This window comes from Shewanella sp. SM29 (genome assembly GCF_025654245.1).
GTDB classification, from domain to species: Bacteria; Pseudomonadota; Gammaproteobacteria; order Enterobacterales; family Shewanellaceae; genus Shewanella; species Shewanella oncorhynchi.
Genome location: NZ_JAKKRN010000014.1, coordinates 23,668 through 39,770, shown reverse-complemented (window position 1 = coordinate 39,770; position 16,103 = coordinate 23,668). Strand labels below are relative to the sequence as shown.

Sequence of the window (16,103 nt, the reverse complement as noted above, 5' to 3'; positions counted from 1 at the left end):
TTATTTTTACCCATACTCGCAAATTGAGCGAATCATTCGATTAAAGTGGCATACTGCCTGAACTCTCCTTCTTTTAAAAACGACAATGCCAAGTCATAAACTTGGCATTGGAAAACACTTAAAACCTAGGTAAAAAAATCACTAAAAAGGTTTACTGATCCGTATAACAACGCGACGGTTACGCGCCCTTTCATCCATATCATCATTGGAAGCCACATGACGACGCTCACCATGCCCGAATGTGACAATACGATCTTGAGGAATACCACTGGCAACAAAGAACTCTTTTACCGACGCAGCTCGTGTATCCGATACTTTCTGGTTTACTGAACGGCCACCATAACTGTCGGTATATGCATCCACCAGCACTAACTCTACCAAGGGATCATAAGCTAAATATTCTTGCACCCGAGACAGTTGTTGCTGGGAGAAACGAGTTAAATCGGTTCCGCCTTCATCGTAATTTAATACAGTAAAAGCGATATCTTCAAAGCTATAGGGCAATAAATGCGCTAGACAAGCTTTAAACTCAGTATATTTACGGCCAAAATTAGCTGAAGACAAACCCACAGCTATCTTATTCGACTCGTTATACCAATCAGCATAGTAAAACGTTGGTTCCATACCGCGACTCAACTCTGCCAACATAGACCAAGCTGCGCGCTTAGGCACTTCACCGTTAAAGTACTTTTGATAATGTAATGAAGTGATCTCTTTCGATACCACACCAGGACGCCACTGCGGCGCGCGGCTAATTAATTTCGCCTGCGTCACTTGATCAGGTTTTACCCACATATCTAAGGTAAAAGTCATATTCTGCTGTTTACCCGCTTCACTGGTAAAAATCGCTTTACCGTAAGAAGGAATATCATGCTCAAGGCGACAGACGATGGGAGTATTTTCACTCACTCGCCACTGGGAATCACTTAAAGAGGCGACATAATGGCGCAACTCTGCCATTGCAGTTGCTGGAACGCATAAAATTGATACTAATATCAGTTTTCGCCACATAGCCTTTACTCATGTTTAATCGGTTACATGGCTTTATCGGCAAACTATTTAGTTCCTTTAGCTCATAAAACCACCAATCAAGCATGACACACCCCAACACATTTAGCATAATAGCGCCCTGTGAATTTTCTTGAGTACTTTATGAGTGACATTTGCGACGCGAACAAATTGAAATACCGATTTCGAGGCTACTTTCCCGTAGTTATTGATGTCGAAACTGCGGGCTTCAACTCTCAAACCGATGCGTTGCTAGAAATTGCCGTCACCCTACTAAAAATGGACAATGAAGGTGTGATAGGAATCGATAAAACCCTACACTTCCACATTGAGCCCTTTGAAGGCGCAAATTTAGAACCCGAAGCGTTAGCATTCAACGGTATTGATCCCACTAATCCGTTACGGGGAGCGGTGAGCGAGAAAGAAGCCTTTTTAGAAATATTTAAAGCCGTGAAGAAAGCCCAAAAAGCCTCCGACTGCCATCGCAGTATCATAGTGGCGCACAATGCGGCATTCGATCATGGTTTTGTGAGTAAGGCGATAGAACGTTGCGACTTAAAACGCTCGCCGTTTCATCCTTTTGCCACCTTTGACACAGCAACGCTCGCCGGACTCGCCATTGGTCATACCGTACTTGCCAAGGCATGTATTATGGCGGGTATTCCCTTCGATAATAAAGAAGCCCATTCGGCGCTATATGATACCGAACGTACCGCGGAGCTTTTTTGTCATATCGTGAATCGTTGGAAATCATTAGGTGGCTGGCCATTACTGGCTGTGGATGCGCAGGATGCAGAAAGCGGTACTGTGGAATAAATTGAACAGTTAACAATAGATCTTCAGCAATGAAAAACAAAAAAGCTGCCATTGGCAGCTTTTTTCATTTAACAGGCGACTGTGATTAGAAAAGTACTAATTACAGTGAGCTTGCGTTTTCAGACAGGTAAGCAGCAACACCTTCAGTGCTTGCATTCATACCTTTATCGCCTTTTTCCCAACCAGCAGGACAAACATCACCGTGCTCTTCATGGAATTGCAGTGCATCGATCATACGTAGCATTTCATCAACGTTACGGCCTAATGGCAGATCGTTAACGACTTGATGACGAACCATGCCTTCTTTGTCGATCAAGAATGAACCACGGAAAGCCACACCCGCTTCTGGATGCTCAACATCGTATGCTTTACAGATTTCATGTTTAACGTCAGCCACTAGCGTGTATTTAACTTGGCCAATACCGCCTTTTTCAACTGGGGTGTTACGCCATGCATTGTGGGTAAACTGAGAATCGATAGACACACCAATCACTTCTACGCCACGCTTAGTGAACTCTTCCATACGGTGATCAAAAGCGATCAACTCTGATGGGCAAACGAAAGTGAAGTCAAGTGGATAGAAGAATACGACGGCTGGTTTGCCTTTGATGGCTGCAGTCAAGTTAAAGCTATCAACGATTTCGCCAGAACCTAATACAGCTGCAGCAGTAAAATCAGGAGCCTGACGGCCTACTAATACGCTCATTTTATATCTCCATCTATGAGTTGAACTAAGTGTAAGGCAAGATGCCTTCTAGCCAGTATGTTCTCAACCTAGGTCAAGTTAAATCCTTACTGATTAAAAGGTGTTCTTACCAATCAAATCCTTAGGCATTATAAGTCGTGTGCTGTGCCTTACAACCTATTTAAGACCAATATCACATTTTTCAAGGGTATTTCCGTTTTGCCTGACTAAGGATAGAGCATTCTGCGTACCGAGTGTGCGGAGCAATCCACATTCGGCTAACAGACAAAACCCAGCATGATCACATTTTCAGATATTTTTCAGATAAGCCCTCGGCAAACTGGACATCCACTGCCTTTGCAGTCGAAAATAGCTCCTTTGGCTTAAAGAATTAAGAAAATTGATAATGAATGCAGTCGTAATTGCAGTGTGCTTAATGTTAGCACTCAGTTTAGCTAGGGTGAATGTGGTTATTGCCCTGACCGTGAGCGCCCTCGTGGCGGGATTGGTAGGCGGAATGGATCTGCACCAAACTATAGATGCCTTTAATACAGGCTTAGGTGGCGGCGCACAAATTGCGCTCAGTTATGCATTATTAGGCGCCTTCGCTGTCGCACTATCGCATTCAGGCTTAACGACGCTGATTTCTAGAAGCATCATTAGTAGCCTTGGACAAGATCCTAATCCCACTAACACTAACTGGGTACGCTGGTTACTGCTGTTATCGCTACTCGTTATGTCGATGGCTTCACAGAATATTTTACCGATCCATATCGCCTTCATTCCGATTTTAGTGCCACCACTCTTACATGTGATGACCAAACTGAACATCGACCGCCGCCTTGTGGCTTGTGTTCTCACCTTCGGCCTAGTCACCACCTATATGATTTTACCGATTGGTTTTGGTGGCATTTTCTTAAATGATATTCTGCTTTCCAACTTAACCAGCAATGGCTTAGCCGCTGCTCGCGAGCAAATTCCGCCAGCCATGTTAATTCCAGCGGCGGGTATGGTCGTAGGGTTACTCACAGCAGTATTCATCAGTTACCGTAAACCTCGGACTTACGACGAGGCAAAAGTGTTAGTCGCTGAACCTGAAGAAAATCTCAACAAACGCAATATCATCATTGCTGCACTGGCGATATTAGCCACTCTCGTCGTACAACTTGAAACTGACTCTATGATTTTTGGTGCCTTAGTCGGCTTCATGATTTTCAGTTTTTCGGGTGCCTTGAAGCATGTCGCCGACCAAGATATCTTCAACCAAGGTGTGCGAATGATGGCCAATATCGGCTTTATCATGATTTCAGCCGCAGGCTTTGCCGCTGTAGTGAAAGAAACCGGTGAAGTGGGTACGCTTGTGGCCTCGCTTAGCGACATCATTGGGGATAATAAAGCCCTCGCAGCCTTCTTGATGTTACTGGTTGGTCTACTGATCACTATGGGAATTGGGTCGTCTTTCTCCACCATTCCAATTATCGCGACGATATATGTACCATTGGCATTAAGTTTTGGTTTTTCAGTAGCGGCCACAATCGCGTTAGTTGGCACTGCCGCCGCGCTGGGTGATGCGGGCTCGCCAGCATCAGATTCCACCTTAGGTCCCACTGCAGGTTTGAATGCCGATGGTCAACACGATCACATTCGTGACAGCGTGATACCAACATTTATCCACTACAATATTCCACTATTAGTGTTTGGTTGGATTGCAGCAATGGTGTTGTAACACCGGACAACACACTCAATAAAAAGGCCGAATTGTATTGCAATTCGGCCTTTTAGATCGAGCGCCCAAATATTAACAAGCGATATGAATAGGCATGTTAACAAGCACAGGAACGATTATTTAGTACCAAAGATTTTATCGCCCGCATCACCCAAACCAGGCAGGATATAACCTTTCTCGTTTAAGCATCTATCGATAGCGGCAGTATATAGTTCGATATCCGGATGCGCTGCCTCTAAGGCTTTAATGCCTTCAGGCGCAGCCACTAGCACTAAGGCCTTAATTGAAGTACAACCGCGCTTTTTCAATAAATCGACGGTCGCAATCATAGAACCACCCGTCGCCAACATAGGGTCGACAACTAAGGCGATACGCTCGTTCATGTCGCTGGCCAGCTTCTCAAAATAAGGCACAGGCTCAAGGGTCTCTTCATCACGGTAAATACCGACAACTGAGATACGCGCACTTGGAATGTGCTCGAGTACGCCGTCCATCATGCCCAAACCCGCACGCAAAATTGGTACGACAGTGACTTTTTTACCTTTGATTTGATCGACTTCAACCGGACCATTCCAGCCTTCAATCGTCACCGTTTCAGTTTCGAAATCTGCGGTAGCTTCATAGGTTAATAAACTACCCACTTCGGCGGCTAGTTCACGGAAACGTTTAGTGCTAATGTCACCTTCGCGCATTAAACCGATTTTGTGACGCACTAAAGGATGTTTAACCTCGACAACTTTCATTTTTCTCTCCTGCTTATTTTTCGGCGTATTATTTTAGGCAAATTTTTCAGATTCTAGTTGATTTGTTTACTAGGTAAAACAGAAAGTTTTGCCATTCGGTCTAATCGTGAGCTATCTCGCAAGAATAATCCCCAATCGTCTAAGATACCTACTGTGATTTACTATTTTGTGACCAAACTCAAGACCTCTAAAAATAGAATATCTCGCATTCAGACCAAAAAAACTCCGCCAAGGGGCATAAATCCAAATCATGACTTTCGACCCCTAGCACAAGCTGGTAGAATACCGCCGCATAAAATCCAATAACGATGTACCCGAGAGGATCCCTCCGTGAGCACACCTACCCCACTGAGCTATAAAGATGCCGGCGTTGATATTGATGCAGGTAATGCACTGGTAAGTAACATTAAAGCAGCCGTTAAACGTACCCGTCGTCCAGAAGTTATGGGCAACTTAGGTGGTTTTGGCGCCCTATGTGAAATCCCCACTAAATACAAACAACCGGTTTTAGTGTCTGGCACCGACGGTGTTGGGACTAAATTACGTTTAGCTATCGACTATAAAAAACATGACACTGTCGGCATAGACTTAGTCGCCATGTGTGTGAACGATCTGATCGTTCAAGGCGCTGAGCCACTGTTTTTCCTCGATTACTACGCAACAGGCAAGCTTGATGTTGAAACGGCAACGTCCGTCGTCAACGGCATCGGCGAAGGTTGTTTCCAATCTGGTTGTGCGTTAATTGGCGGTGAAACCGCTGAAATGCCAGGCATGTATGAAGGTGAAGATTACGACCTAGCGGGTTTCTGCGTGGGTGTAGTTGAAAAAGCCGACATTATTGACGGTAGCAAAGTGGCAGCGGGTGATGCGCTTATTGCATTAGCCTCAAGCGGCCCTCATTCAAATGGTTACTCTTTAGTACGTAAAGTATTAGAAGTGAGCCAAGCAGACCCTCAACAAGATCTCAACGGCAAACCGCTGATTGAACATCTACTTGAGCCAACCAAAATTTACGTAAAATCATTGCTCAAACTGATTGAAGCATCTGATGTCCATGCGATGGCGCACATTACTGGCGGCGGCTTCTGGGAAAACATCCCGCGCGTACTGCCAGATAATTTAAAAGCGGTTATCCAAGGCGATTCATGGCAATGGCCTGCTGTTTTCAGTTGGTTAATGGAAAATGGCAACATTGCAGAATACGAAATGTATCGCACCTTCAACTGTGGCGTCGGCATGTTAGTTGCGCTGCCAGCCGATAAAGTGGATGCAGCACTTGCATTACTGGCTGCAGAAGGCGAACAAGCATGGCTTATCGGTGCTATCGCACATCGTGAAGGCAATGAAGAGCAAGTGGAGATCCTGTAATGCCCCAGAGCTGTCGTGTAGTTGTATTAATTTCCGGAAATGGCAGTAACCTGCAAGCGGTTATCGACGGTTGCGACGATAATCTGCAGGCCGAAGTTGTCGGAGTCATCAGTAATAAACCCGATGCCTATGGCCTAGTGCGCGCCCATCATGGCGAAATTGATACCAGCTGCGTGATAGCTCACCAAGGTGAATCTCGCTCTGAATACGATGCACGTTTAATGACTGTGATTGAAAAGTATCAGCCCGATTTAATCGTGCTGGCGGGATTTATGCGGATCTTAACTGATGATTTCGTGAATCATTACCTAGGTCGCATGATCAATATTCATCCTTCGCTGCTACCTAAATATACTGGCTTAAACACCCATCAACGTGCCATAGACGCGAACGATAGCGAACATGGTGCTAGCGTGCATTTTGTCACGCCTGAGCTGGATGCAGGCCCGGTGATTTTACAGGCCAAAGTGCCTGTTTATGAAGACGATACGGCTGATATGCTCGCCGCCCGCGTGCATGAGCAAGAACATGCCATTTATCCGCTCGTGGTGAAATGGTTTAGTCAGCAACGTCTTAACATGCAAAATGGCCAAGCCTATCTCGATGGCAACCTTATCGGCCCAAGCGGTTACGCGCCCGATTAGTTCCACTTGATAGTAAGTTGTACCAATCAAAAAAATAGAGACCTTCTGGTCTCTATTTTTTTAACTATTTTCAACAAAAGCATTGTTTTCTTAGGCAATGTGGCATTAGATAACTTAACGAAAAAGTGATTTTTGATCGGCATGACAAGAGACTATTAGATGAAAAATATTATCTGCGATATCGATGGTGTACTACTGCACGACAATAAACTGATCCCCGGCAGCGACAAATTTATCCAGCGCATTTTAGAGCAAGGCAATCCGTTAGTGATATTGACTAACTATCCCGTACAAACGGGTAAGGATCTGCAAAACCGTTTAAGTGCCGCTGGTATTGATATTCCTGAAGAATGCTTTTACACCTCTGCCATGGCCACCGCCGACTTTTTAAAACACCAAGAAGGCAGCAAGGCCTATGTCATTGGCGAAGGCGCCCTCACCCACGAACTCTACAAAGCAGGCTTTACCATTACCGATATTAATCCCGATTTTGTGATTGTCGGTGAAACCCGCTCCTACAACTGGGAGATGATCCATAAAGCGGCAGGCTTCATCGCACGCGGCGCGCGCTTTATTGCCACTAACCCCGATACTCACGGTCCAGCCTACAGCCCTGCTTGTGGTGCACTCTGCTCACCCATCGAACGTATTACCGGTAAGAAACCTTTCTACGTGGGCAAACCGAGTGCTTGGATTATTCGCTCGGCGCTTAATCATATTGATGGACACTCGGAAGATACTGTCATCATAGGCGACAATATGCGTACCGATATTTTGGCGGGCTTCCAAGCTGGGCTTGAAACCATTCTGGTCACCAGTGGTGTGAGTAAGCTCGAAGATATCGACAAAGAACCCTTCCGCCCGAACCATGTGTTTGCCTGCGCTGGCGATATCGACGTTGTTTAAACAGATGTCTAATCCTACGTCTAGCAATTCATCCTTGCCAGTCGCTTAAACATTACCTATGCAACACGCCTCGCCCAAAGGCGTATTGCATAGGGTAAAGCAACATTAAGTAACATATTCGCCTTCTTCTCAGCCTTGTGGCTCACAGCGGCTTGCTTCATGATAAGCCTCGCTTCTGATTGATTAACATAAATCTAAAATACCGTAATTAAAACAACAGTAGGATTAACCTATGCGACGTCTGTATCCCCTCTGTGCGTTGGCCATGCTCAGTGCCTGTAGTCCAAATGTATCAGAGCCTGATGGCAACAGCACTTTGGCTGAACTCAAACCAGTACAGTTTAATGAAGCGCGCTTTAGAAATGATATTAAAGCCCTGTCATCCGATGAATTTGAAGGCCGTGCGCCCACCACTCACGGTGAAAAACTCACCTTGGATTATTTGACCAAAGCCTTTACAGAGATGGGACTCAAGGGCGCGTACCAAGGCAGCTTTTTACAACCTGTGCCTATGGTGAGCTATACCGCAGATGAAGCGCAGCAAGTCACGCTGGCAGGATTACCCTTTAAATACCGAAAAGATCTAGTGCTCAGCAGTCGCCACGATAACGGTGGTATTAGTATTGAGAACGCGCCATTAGTCTTCGTCGGCTATGGGGTGAACGCCCCTGAATATGGTTGGAATGATTACCAAGATCTCGACATGAAAGGCAAAATCGCGGTGATCTTAGTGAACGATCCCGGCTTTGCTCGCCCTGACTCGGGTAAATTCAACGGCAAAGCCATGACCTATTACGGCCGTTGGAGCTACAAATTTGAAGAGGCCAGTCGACAAGGCGCACTCGGCGCACTGATTATCCATGATACCGAGCCCGCCTCTTACCCTTGGTCCGTGATAGAAAATAGTTGGACTGGACCACAGCAAGATCTGGTCCTCAGTAAAGCAGAACAAGATAGCCGTATCCAAGTCGAAGGCTGGCTTACACTGGACGCAGCTACACAACTGTTCGATAAAGCCGGTTTATCACTGCCTAATTTAATGGCACGCGCCGCCGACAGCCCCATCAATTTATCCCTTGAACAAACGGCCAACATCGCCTTTAAAAATAAAGCCGAATACGCGAATAGCTACAATGTGGTCGCCACACTCCCCGGCAGCACACAAGCCGACGAGCAAATCCTCTACACCGCCCATTGGGATCACATAGGTAAAGACGAGACAAAAGCAGGCGATCAGATTTATAACGGTGCAATGGATAATGCCTCGGGCACTGCCGGCATTCTCGAAATCGCCAGACAATTAGCCGACAATGCGAAACAAGGCCATGGTTTAGCGCGCTCGGTCACCTTTATTGCCACCACAGGTGAAGAACAGGGCTTACTCGGTTCACGCTATTACGCCGCTAATCCACTTTATCCTATCGACAAAACCGTGGCAGTGTTAAACCTCGACAGCACTAATATCTATGGCAAAACCAAAGACTTTACCATCGTCGGCAAAGGTAAATCTGAGTTAGAAACTTATCTTATCGATGCGGCTAAACAACAAAACCGCATCGCCATGGGTGAGAAAAATCCCGCTTCGGGCGGTTTCTTCCGTTCAGATCATTTCAGCTTTGCCAAACTAGGCGTGCCCGCCGTCTTTGCCGGCGGCGGTAGCGACCCCGTTGATGAAGCCACGGCTGCTTATAAAACTCAGATGCAAGCGACAATGAAAGGCTGTTATCACAATGTCTGCGATGAATATCGTGAAGATTGGGATTTGAGCGGCGCGCTGCAAGACTTGCAAATCTACTACCAAGTCACACGCACATTGGGCAACAGTGAAGATTGGCCGGGATATTATCAAGGCACAGAATTCAATAGCCTGCGCCCAGCCAAAACAACGCTGGTAACGGACGCAAAATAACAGGCTAAGTCAGTGGCTTCTTACGAAAGGCAGCTGGGTTAGTCGTCTCTTATTGACGCCTGCTAGTCGCACCTGTGAAATAAAGCGCCAGCTGAATAAAGAGCCTCCTGCGCCAGCCAAAGCGCCAAACAAGACCTACAAGCACGTGAACCATTCACGTGCTTTTTTGTTTTCAGCTCACAAAAATGCAGTTATCGCGAAATATCCATTCCACAACGCCATTATGAATAGGCTTATGCCATTTGTTGATGTCAAACTCGACGCATTAATTGATTAAAAATAAAACACTTAAACGAGCCAACTCATTATTTATGGTCTTTTTTAACGGTTTTTCTGTCATCGACACTTTTTTAAAACACATTGTGAATTCCCCAAAACCCCTCACACCAAATCAAAAAATAAAAACAAATCATCAAAAATAACTCGAATTAAATGAATTATTCTCAAATAAAACCATAAAACATAAACACCTAAATCAACAAAAGCGTCAATAAACAGATAAAACATCAAAAATAGTGTTTGGCAAATGCCTAAATTGCTGGCACATTAAACCTCAATTGAGACATCCTCAAATGACAGACAGTGTGGGAGTTGTACTATGTGTTCAATCTTTTCGATTTTAGATATCCAATCTGATGCCAAAGAACTGCGCCAAGTCGCGCTAGAAATGTCTAAGCTCATGCGCCACCGTGGCCCTGACTGGTCAGGTATTTATGCCAGTGATAAGGCAATTCTTGCCCACGAACGTTTAGCGATTGTTGACATTGAACACGGTGCCCAGCCACTGCTGACCGAAGATGGCAGCTTGATCCTTGCGGTCAACGGCGAAATCTATAACCACAAAGAATTGAAAGCCCAATTAGGCGATAAGTACAGCTATCAAACCAACTCTGACTGCGAAGTGATCTTGGCGCTGTATCAAGAATACGGCACTGAATTTCTTGATAAATTAAACGGTATCTTCGCCTTTGTGTTATATGACAAAGCCCAAGACAGATACCTTATCGGCCGCGATCACATGGGTATTATCCCGCTATACACGGGCCGTGACGCTGCGGGTAACTTCTATGTTGCCTCCGAAATGAAAGCCTTGATGCCAGTGTGTAAAACGGTAGAAGAATTCTTACCGGGCCAATATTTGTACTCAAGCGATGCCGCTGCGGTGAAATACTACACTCGCGATTGGCAAAGCTATGATGCGGTTAAAGATAACCCAGCCAGCCAAGAAGAATTGCGTGACGCATTAGAAGCGGCGGTCAAGCGCCAATTAATGTCAGACGTGCCCTATGGTGTGTTGCTGTCGGGCGGCTTAGATTCATCGATCATTTCCGCCGTGACGCAAACCTTTGCTAAACGCCGCATTGAAGACGATGGCGAAACCAACGCTTGGTGGCCACAGTTACATTCCTTTGCCGTCGGCCTTGAAGGTGCGCCAGATTTAATCGCCGCCAAAAAGGTCGCCGAAGCGATTGGTACGATTCACCATGAGATCCATTTCACCTTCCAAGAAGGCTTAGATGCGATTAAAGAAGTGATCTATCACTTAGAAACCTACGATGTCACCACCATACGTGCTGCCACGCCAATGTATTTAATGGCGCGAAAAATCAAAGCGATGGGCATTAAAATGGTGTTGTCGGGTGAAGGTGCTGACGAACTATTTGGCGGCTATTTATACTTCCATAAAGCGCCAAACGCACAGGCATTCCACGAGGAGTTAGTCCGCAAACTCGATAAACTGCATCTGTTCGATTGTCTGCGAGCCAACAAAGCCATGGCCGCTTGGGGATTAGAAGCTCGCGTGCCCTTCCTCGATAAAGAGTTTATGGATGTGGCGATGCGCATCAACCCTGAAGCGAAAATGTCTAAGGATGGCCGTATTGAGAAACATATTCTGCGTAAAGCCTTTGAGCATAAATTGCCAAAAGAAGTGGCGTGGCGTCAAAAGGAACAATTCAGTGACGGAGTGGGCTACTCTTGGATTGACGGTTTGAAAGAACAAGCTGCAGCGCGGGTGGATGATTTACAATTGGCGAACGCGAAATTCCGTTTCCCATACAACACGCCAGAAACCAAAGAAGCCTACTTCTATCGCTGCTTCTTTGAGGAACATTATCCACTGAGCGGCGCTGCAGAAACGGTTCCAGGCGGTAAATCCGTCGCCTGTTCAACGCCAGAAGCATTGGCTTGGGACGAAAGCTTACGCGGCATTATCGACCCATCGGGCCGAGCCGTACGCTCAGTGCACACCTCAAGTTATTAATAGCCTAACGTTGAAGGACTAAGTTCATAAATTAGGTTGATGAGCTAGATTGATGAGCTAAGTTAATTAGATTGATGAACTGGTTAAAACTGCAAACCACAAGCGCCACCCTAGGGTGGCGCTTGTATTTTAATGCTTTTTACTTTTATTGCTTACTCGCGTACAAAATGGTGACTTAGCTAAAATACCAAACTAGGCCGACAGCGCACTGAATGGCTGGATTTGAGCCTGAGTATGAGCGTTAGTATGAATTTGAGTCTTGTCGTTGGTTTGCACTTGAGTTTGAAAATAAGCATTACTCTGCGTCAATGCCATCGGATCTTGGGTTAAAAACTGCTTTCCAGCACTCAGCCCCGCATGATAATCATGGCGTAAATCCGCATCGGTACTGCCCAGCAATTTACTTTGCAAATTTTCAGCAGCAAAAATCTGCACTATCTCCACATCCTCTGGTGGATTAGCGATAAAGTCCAATTCATCCTGATAGGCTTGTTCGTGCTGCACTAAGTAATCTATGGTTTTCGGGCAAAAGCCAGAAACACAAATCCAAGATTTTAATTTGTGAACCCAAGCCGATTGCGCCTGAAAATCCTCGCTCACAGTACGGATCACCACAATTTTGCGGGCACCTCGACGATAGGCCTCACGCACAGGTAAAGGCGCAGCTAAGCCGCCATCGAGATAAAAATCACTATCAATACCTTCGCTTAATGCAGCGCCATGATCAGAGGCGCTGTTATCAGAAGCGCTATGATTAGCCGCGCCGTTATTAGAAGCCTTGTCGCTATTACAGGCGTTGTCACTCAGCCAAGGCGTGAGTTTCACCCCTTGTTTATATAAAAATGGTAATGCGCTAGAAGCTTTTAGCAATTCGCGCCACTGGCCTTTACTGCTTGGACTTAAAAAATAACCTTTGCGATCACTGGCATTAGTGGTGGTGATCAGTAACTGCCGATGACCGAGTGAGGCTGTCGCCGCGTTAAGATCTAATTTAAACATCCCTTGTCGAGTCTGCTCAAAATACCAATCTAAATCGACTACATTGCCGCCGACTAACCCGCGACCGAGTCGATAGAAGCGTTTATGACGCGATAAACCGCGGATTAAGCGCTTGGCATAACCCTTTTGGCGGGCCAAAAAACTGCTGAGATTCTGTGAGCCTGCTGAGGTACCGATAAACAAATCAAAGGGATCGAATCCGCCATCAAGCCAAGCATCGAGCACGCCTGCGGTGAATATACCCCGCTGACCGCCACCTTCTGCAATCAGGGCCACCTGTGGGCTAGCGTTAGATTGAGCGTCTTTGGAGGTTAAGTGGCTGACGGCGTGCATAGGAAAACCTTATCGAATAATTCATATAAGGCGAGTCTAAACAAGCTGAATGAGAAAATATAACGGATAGAAACTATCATCTTAATAGGTAAACACTATTAAGATGATAGTTACACAAGGTTAATCCATGCTAAAGGCACGAATACAGACAGAGAGCTACGGCGGTTATTCGCGCAAGATTAACCCATTCGCTCCAGCTTGCTCATCATCATTAACGAACAAGCTATTTTTACATCAATGCATTAAAACTTATGACTCAGTTCAAGCGTGATATTACGCGGCTCACCGGGGAAATGGCCATTACGCTCGCTAAAACCACTGACGGCATATTCTTTATCGAAGATATTTTTAAGATTTAAGCGAACTTGAGTTTGATCCCACTGGGTCGTCCAGCTCATGTCAAAAATCGTATGGGGCTTCACCGTTTGGCCATCGAGGCTGAACTGTTCACCCACGTAATCCATGCCAAAGGCAATCGCCGAATCGAGTGCATTGATATCGTAACGGGTCCATATCCCTGCTTGATGGCGTGGCGCATTGGCAAAGTGCTTACTATCAAACGTATTGGTTAAACTGTCGTTCGTTACCCCTTTAACCACTTCGGTCTCGTTATAGGCATAGTTTGCCGTGACGGTCAGGTTATCGGTTAAATCCCCCACCAGCGTCCATTCAAGGCCTTGACTGTGTACTTCACCCAAATTAAGTAAAGCGGGAATACCATCGTCATCGCCAGTATCTAAAGGGTTAGCTTGGGCGACATTTTGTTTTTCAATACGATACACAGCAAGCGTGGTCATAAACTGGCCATCAAGCCATTCATTTTTCATCCCAAGTTCAATTTGATTGCCCGTTTCTGGATCGAGGAAACCGTCACCAATATCTTCAGCTTGATTGGTTAAAGATGCTGGATTGAAGCTCTCTGAGTAATTCAAATAAAAGGACATTGAATCGATTGGACGATAATTAAGCCCTGCTCTTGGCGTTATCGCGTTATCGCTGAAAGAGAACCCGGTATTTTTATCATAATCATCAAACTGGCTAAAACGCAAACCAGCAATCAATGACCACTGTTCATTAAAGTGCAGATGTTCCTGTACATAAATGCCGTAACGGTTAGCGCGGGTACCATCGGTATTTTTATCCTTCAAGTTGTAACTATTAGGGTTGGTTTCACCATAGTTAAGGTCAAAAATATTCAGGTTACCAACACCATCTTTATCAGTCGCCAATTTGTACTGATATTCGGTTTCGACATAGTGATAGTCGCCGCCGAACAGGAATTCATGTTCAAAACCTAAAGCATCGAATGCATAGACAAAATCATTGGTTAAACTGATTTCATCATTAGCCCGTACTTGAACTCGGTATTCACGCTTAATGGTGCCATCACCCATAATGGGCTTTTTATTGGCATCTAAGGTCGCCCAACCTCTCGATTCATGATATTGCTGCGTCGAATCATTATTCAGATAACGGATCTGAGTCTTGACCGAGAAATTATCGGTAAATTGATGATCGAGAATCGATTGCAGCACCAGTGCATCCATCTTCTGGAAGTCACTCTTCTCATTGGCATTATAGGATGGCGCAACCAGGAAGTTACCGTCATTATCGACAGGAACGCCGCGCAGTCGATTGCCACCTAAATCCTGCTTAATAATATCGAAAGTGGTAGTGAGCTTAGTATCATCACTGATTTCGTAGAGTAACCCACCCGCCACTTCGGCATTTTGGCTATCGGCATTATTTCGAAAGCTATCTTCCTGCTGATAATAGGCGCCAAAGCGATAGGCAAGATTTTGGGTTAAGCCACCGGTGAAATCCAGCGAGCCGCCCATCATATCCTCGCTGCCCGTACTTAAGGTCAGCTCTTTACTCTCGACAAAGGTTGGTTTTTTAGTGACATAGTTGATCATGCCGCCGGGTTCACCGCCGCCATAAAGTGCGGATGCAGGGCCTTTTAACACTTCAACCCGCTGCACATTAAAGAGTTGCGGCACAGAAAATCCCGAATAGGGATCGCCCTTTACCCCATCATAAAAGACGTTGGCATCGTCACGGAAACCGCGAAAGGTCACGCCAGAATAACTGAACTCACTTACGCCAGCGATTGAGCGGTATAAATCGGTAATATTGCGCGCTGCTTGGTCAACGATTAACTGCTCGGTCAGCACTTGCACCGACTGCGGCAATTCCATCACATTAATCGCCGTCTTAGTGCCAACCGTTGTTTCTTTATCGACGTACATTTGCATCGCGCGGCCATGGACGGTAATACGCTCAGGTGCTGCGAGTGTTATCTCCCCATCGGCTGCGGATTGAGTCGATGCAGGACTGGGAACTGGTGAGCTCGTAGACAAGGTCTGCTGTGGAGCCTCTTTATCGAGTACGGTTTCAGCGGCAAATGCCGACTGATGTTGAGCGAGTGCAAGTGCGATTAATGAGTAGGCGAAACGAGTCTTCACAGAATGTCCCCAGCGCGAGCGCATAAAAATGGCATAAACCAAAGGGTTTACAAATGTATTCAAACGAATTGGCCGTCATTATAAAGAATGATTTACGAATGACAATAATTATCATTTGAATTTACACAATTGTGAAAGGCGTTTAATAAATCATCGACATCAGCCCACATAATCCTTGTTATGTTTGGTTATGACTCAAACGAAAGAGAGCGCCAGTAACACAAACCTTCGATGGAAG

At 45.7% G+C, this 16,103-nt stretch carries 12 protein-coding genes; 7 read left to right on the top strand and 5 right to left on the bottom strand.

From position 1 onward, the window contains the following. Positions 1–141: 141 nt before the first annotated feature. Positions 142–1,011, bottom strand: a complete 870-nt coding sequence (gene motY / locus L5L77_RS11505; protein ID WP_028760352.1) for a flagellar protein MotY — start codon at positions 1,009–1,011, stop codon at positions 142–144. A 141-nt stretch (positions 1,012–1,152) separates the two neighbouring features. Between motY and rnt the strand changes: the two genes are divergently transcribed. Next, positions 1,153–1,824: a ribonuclease T gene (gene rnt, locus L5L77_RS11500; RefSeq protein WP_105252848.1), complete on the top strand. Its 672-nt coding sequence runs from the start codon at positions 1,153–1,155 to the stop codon at positions 1,822–1,824. Positions 1,825–1,924: 100 nt separating this feature from the next. Here rnt and L5L77_RS11495 read toward each other — a convergent pair whose 3' ends face one another. Then, a complete protein-coding gene (locus L5L77_RS11495) occupies positions 1,925–2,530 on the bottom strand; it encodes a peroxiredoxin C (RefSeq protein WP_006081247.1) in 606 nt (201 codons plus the stop codon). A gap of 385 nt (positions 2,531–2,915) precedes the next feature. On the opposite strand from L5L77_RS11495, the gene L5L77_RS11490 reads away from it, so the two are divergent. Then, positions 2,916–4,235 (top strand): Na+/H+ antiporter family protein, encoded by a 1,320-nt coding sequence (locus L5L77_RS11490; RefSeq protein WP_173496537.1) that lies wholly within the window; start codon positions 2,916–2,918, stop codon positions 4,233–4,235. A gap of 116 nt (positions 4,236–4,351) precedes the next feature. On the opposite strand, the gene upp is transcribed toward L5L77_RS11490, so the two are convergent. Continuing rightward, a complete protein-coding gene (gene upp / locus L5L77_RS11485; protein ID WP_011789711.1) occupies positions 4,352–4,978 on the bottom strand; it encodes a uracil phosphoribosyltransferase in 627 nt (208 codons plus the stop codon). 330 nt (positions 4,979–5,308) lie between these two features. Between upp and purM the strand changes: the two genes are divergently transcribed. The 5 genes from purM (at position 5,309) to asnB (ending at position 12,068) form a co-directional block, all read left to right on the top strand. Next, a complete protein-coding gene (gene purM, locus L5L77_RS11480) occupies positions 5,309–6,346 on the top strand; it encodes a phosphoribosylformylglycinamidine cyclo-ligase (protein ID WP_113938786.1) in 1,038 nt (345 codons plus the stop codon). After that, entirely contained in the window at positions 6,346–6,990 is a 645-nt protein-coding gene (purN, locus tag L5L77_RS11475; protein ID WP_028760357.1) for a phosphoribosylglycinamide formyltransferase, read from the top strand. The genes purM and purN overlap by 1 nt, the downstream gene beginning before the upstream one ends. Before the next feature lie 159 nt (positions 6,991–7,149). Then, positions 7,150–7,896 carry an HAD-IIA family hydrolase gene (locus L5L77_RS11470; RefSeq protein WP_028760358.1) on the top strand — a complete coding sequence of 249 codons (747 nt, stop codon included), beginning with the start codon at positions 7,150–7,152 and terminating at the stop codon, positions 7,894–7,896. Between the two features lie 232 nt (positions 7,897–8,128). Beyond that, the gene (locus L5L77_RS11465) at positions 8,129–9,805 is read left to right on the top strand and encodes a M28 family metallopeptidase (RefSeq protein ID WP_263192453.1); all 1,677 of its coding nucleotides are present in this window, start codon (positions 8,129–8,131) and stop codon (positions 9,803–9,805) included. Between the two features lie 598 nt (positions 9,806–10,403). Beyond that, the gene (gene asnB, locus L5L77_RS11460; protein WP_105252850.1) at positions 10,404–12,068 is read left to right on the top strand and encodes an asparagine synthase B; all 1,665 of its coding nucleotides are present in this window, start codon (positions 10,404–10,406) and stop codon (positions 12,066–12,068) included. A gap of 192 nt (positions 12,069–12,260) precedes the next feature. Here the strand turns inward: asnB and L5L77_RS11455 are convergent, their stop codons facing one another. Together L5L77_RS11455 and L5L77_RS11450 are read right to left on the bottom strand one after the other, a co-directional pair. After that, positions 12,261–13,400 (bottom strand): patatin family protein, encoded by a 1,140-nt coding sequence (locus L5L77_RS11455; protein WP_263186557.1) that lies wholly within the window; start codon positions 13,398–13,400, stop codon positions 12,261–12,263. Between the two features lie 242 nt (positions 13,401–13,642). Then, positions 13,643–15,889: a TonB-dependent siderophore receptor gene (locus L5L77_RS11450; protein ID WP_263186560.1), complete on the bottom strand. Its 2,247-nt coding sequence runs from the start codon at positions 15,887–15,889 to the stop codon at positions 13,643–13,645. Between the last annotated feature and the right edge of the window lie 214 nt (positions 15,890–16,103).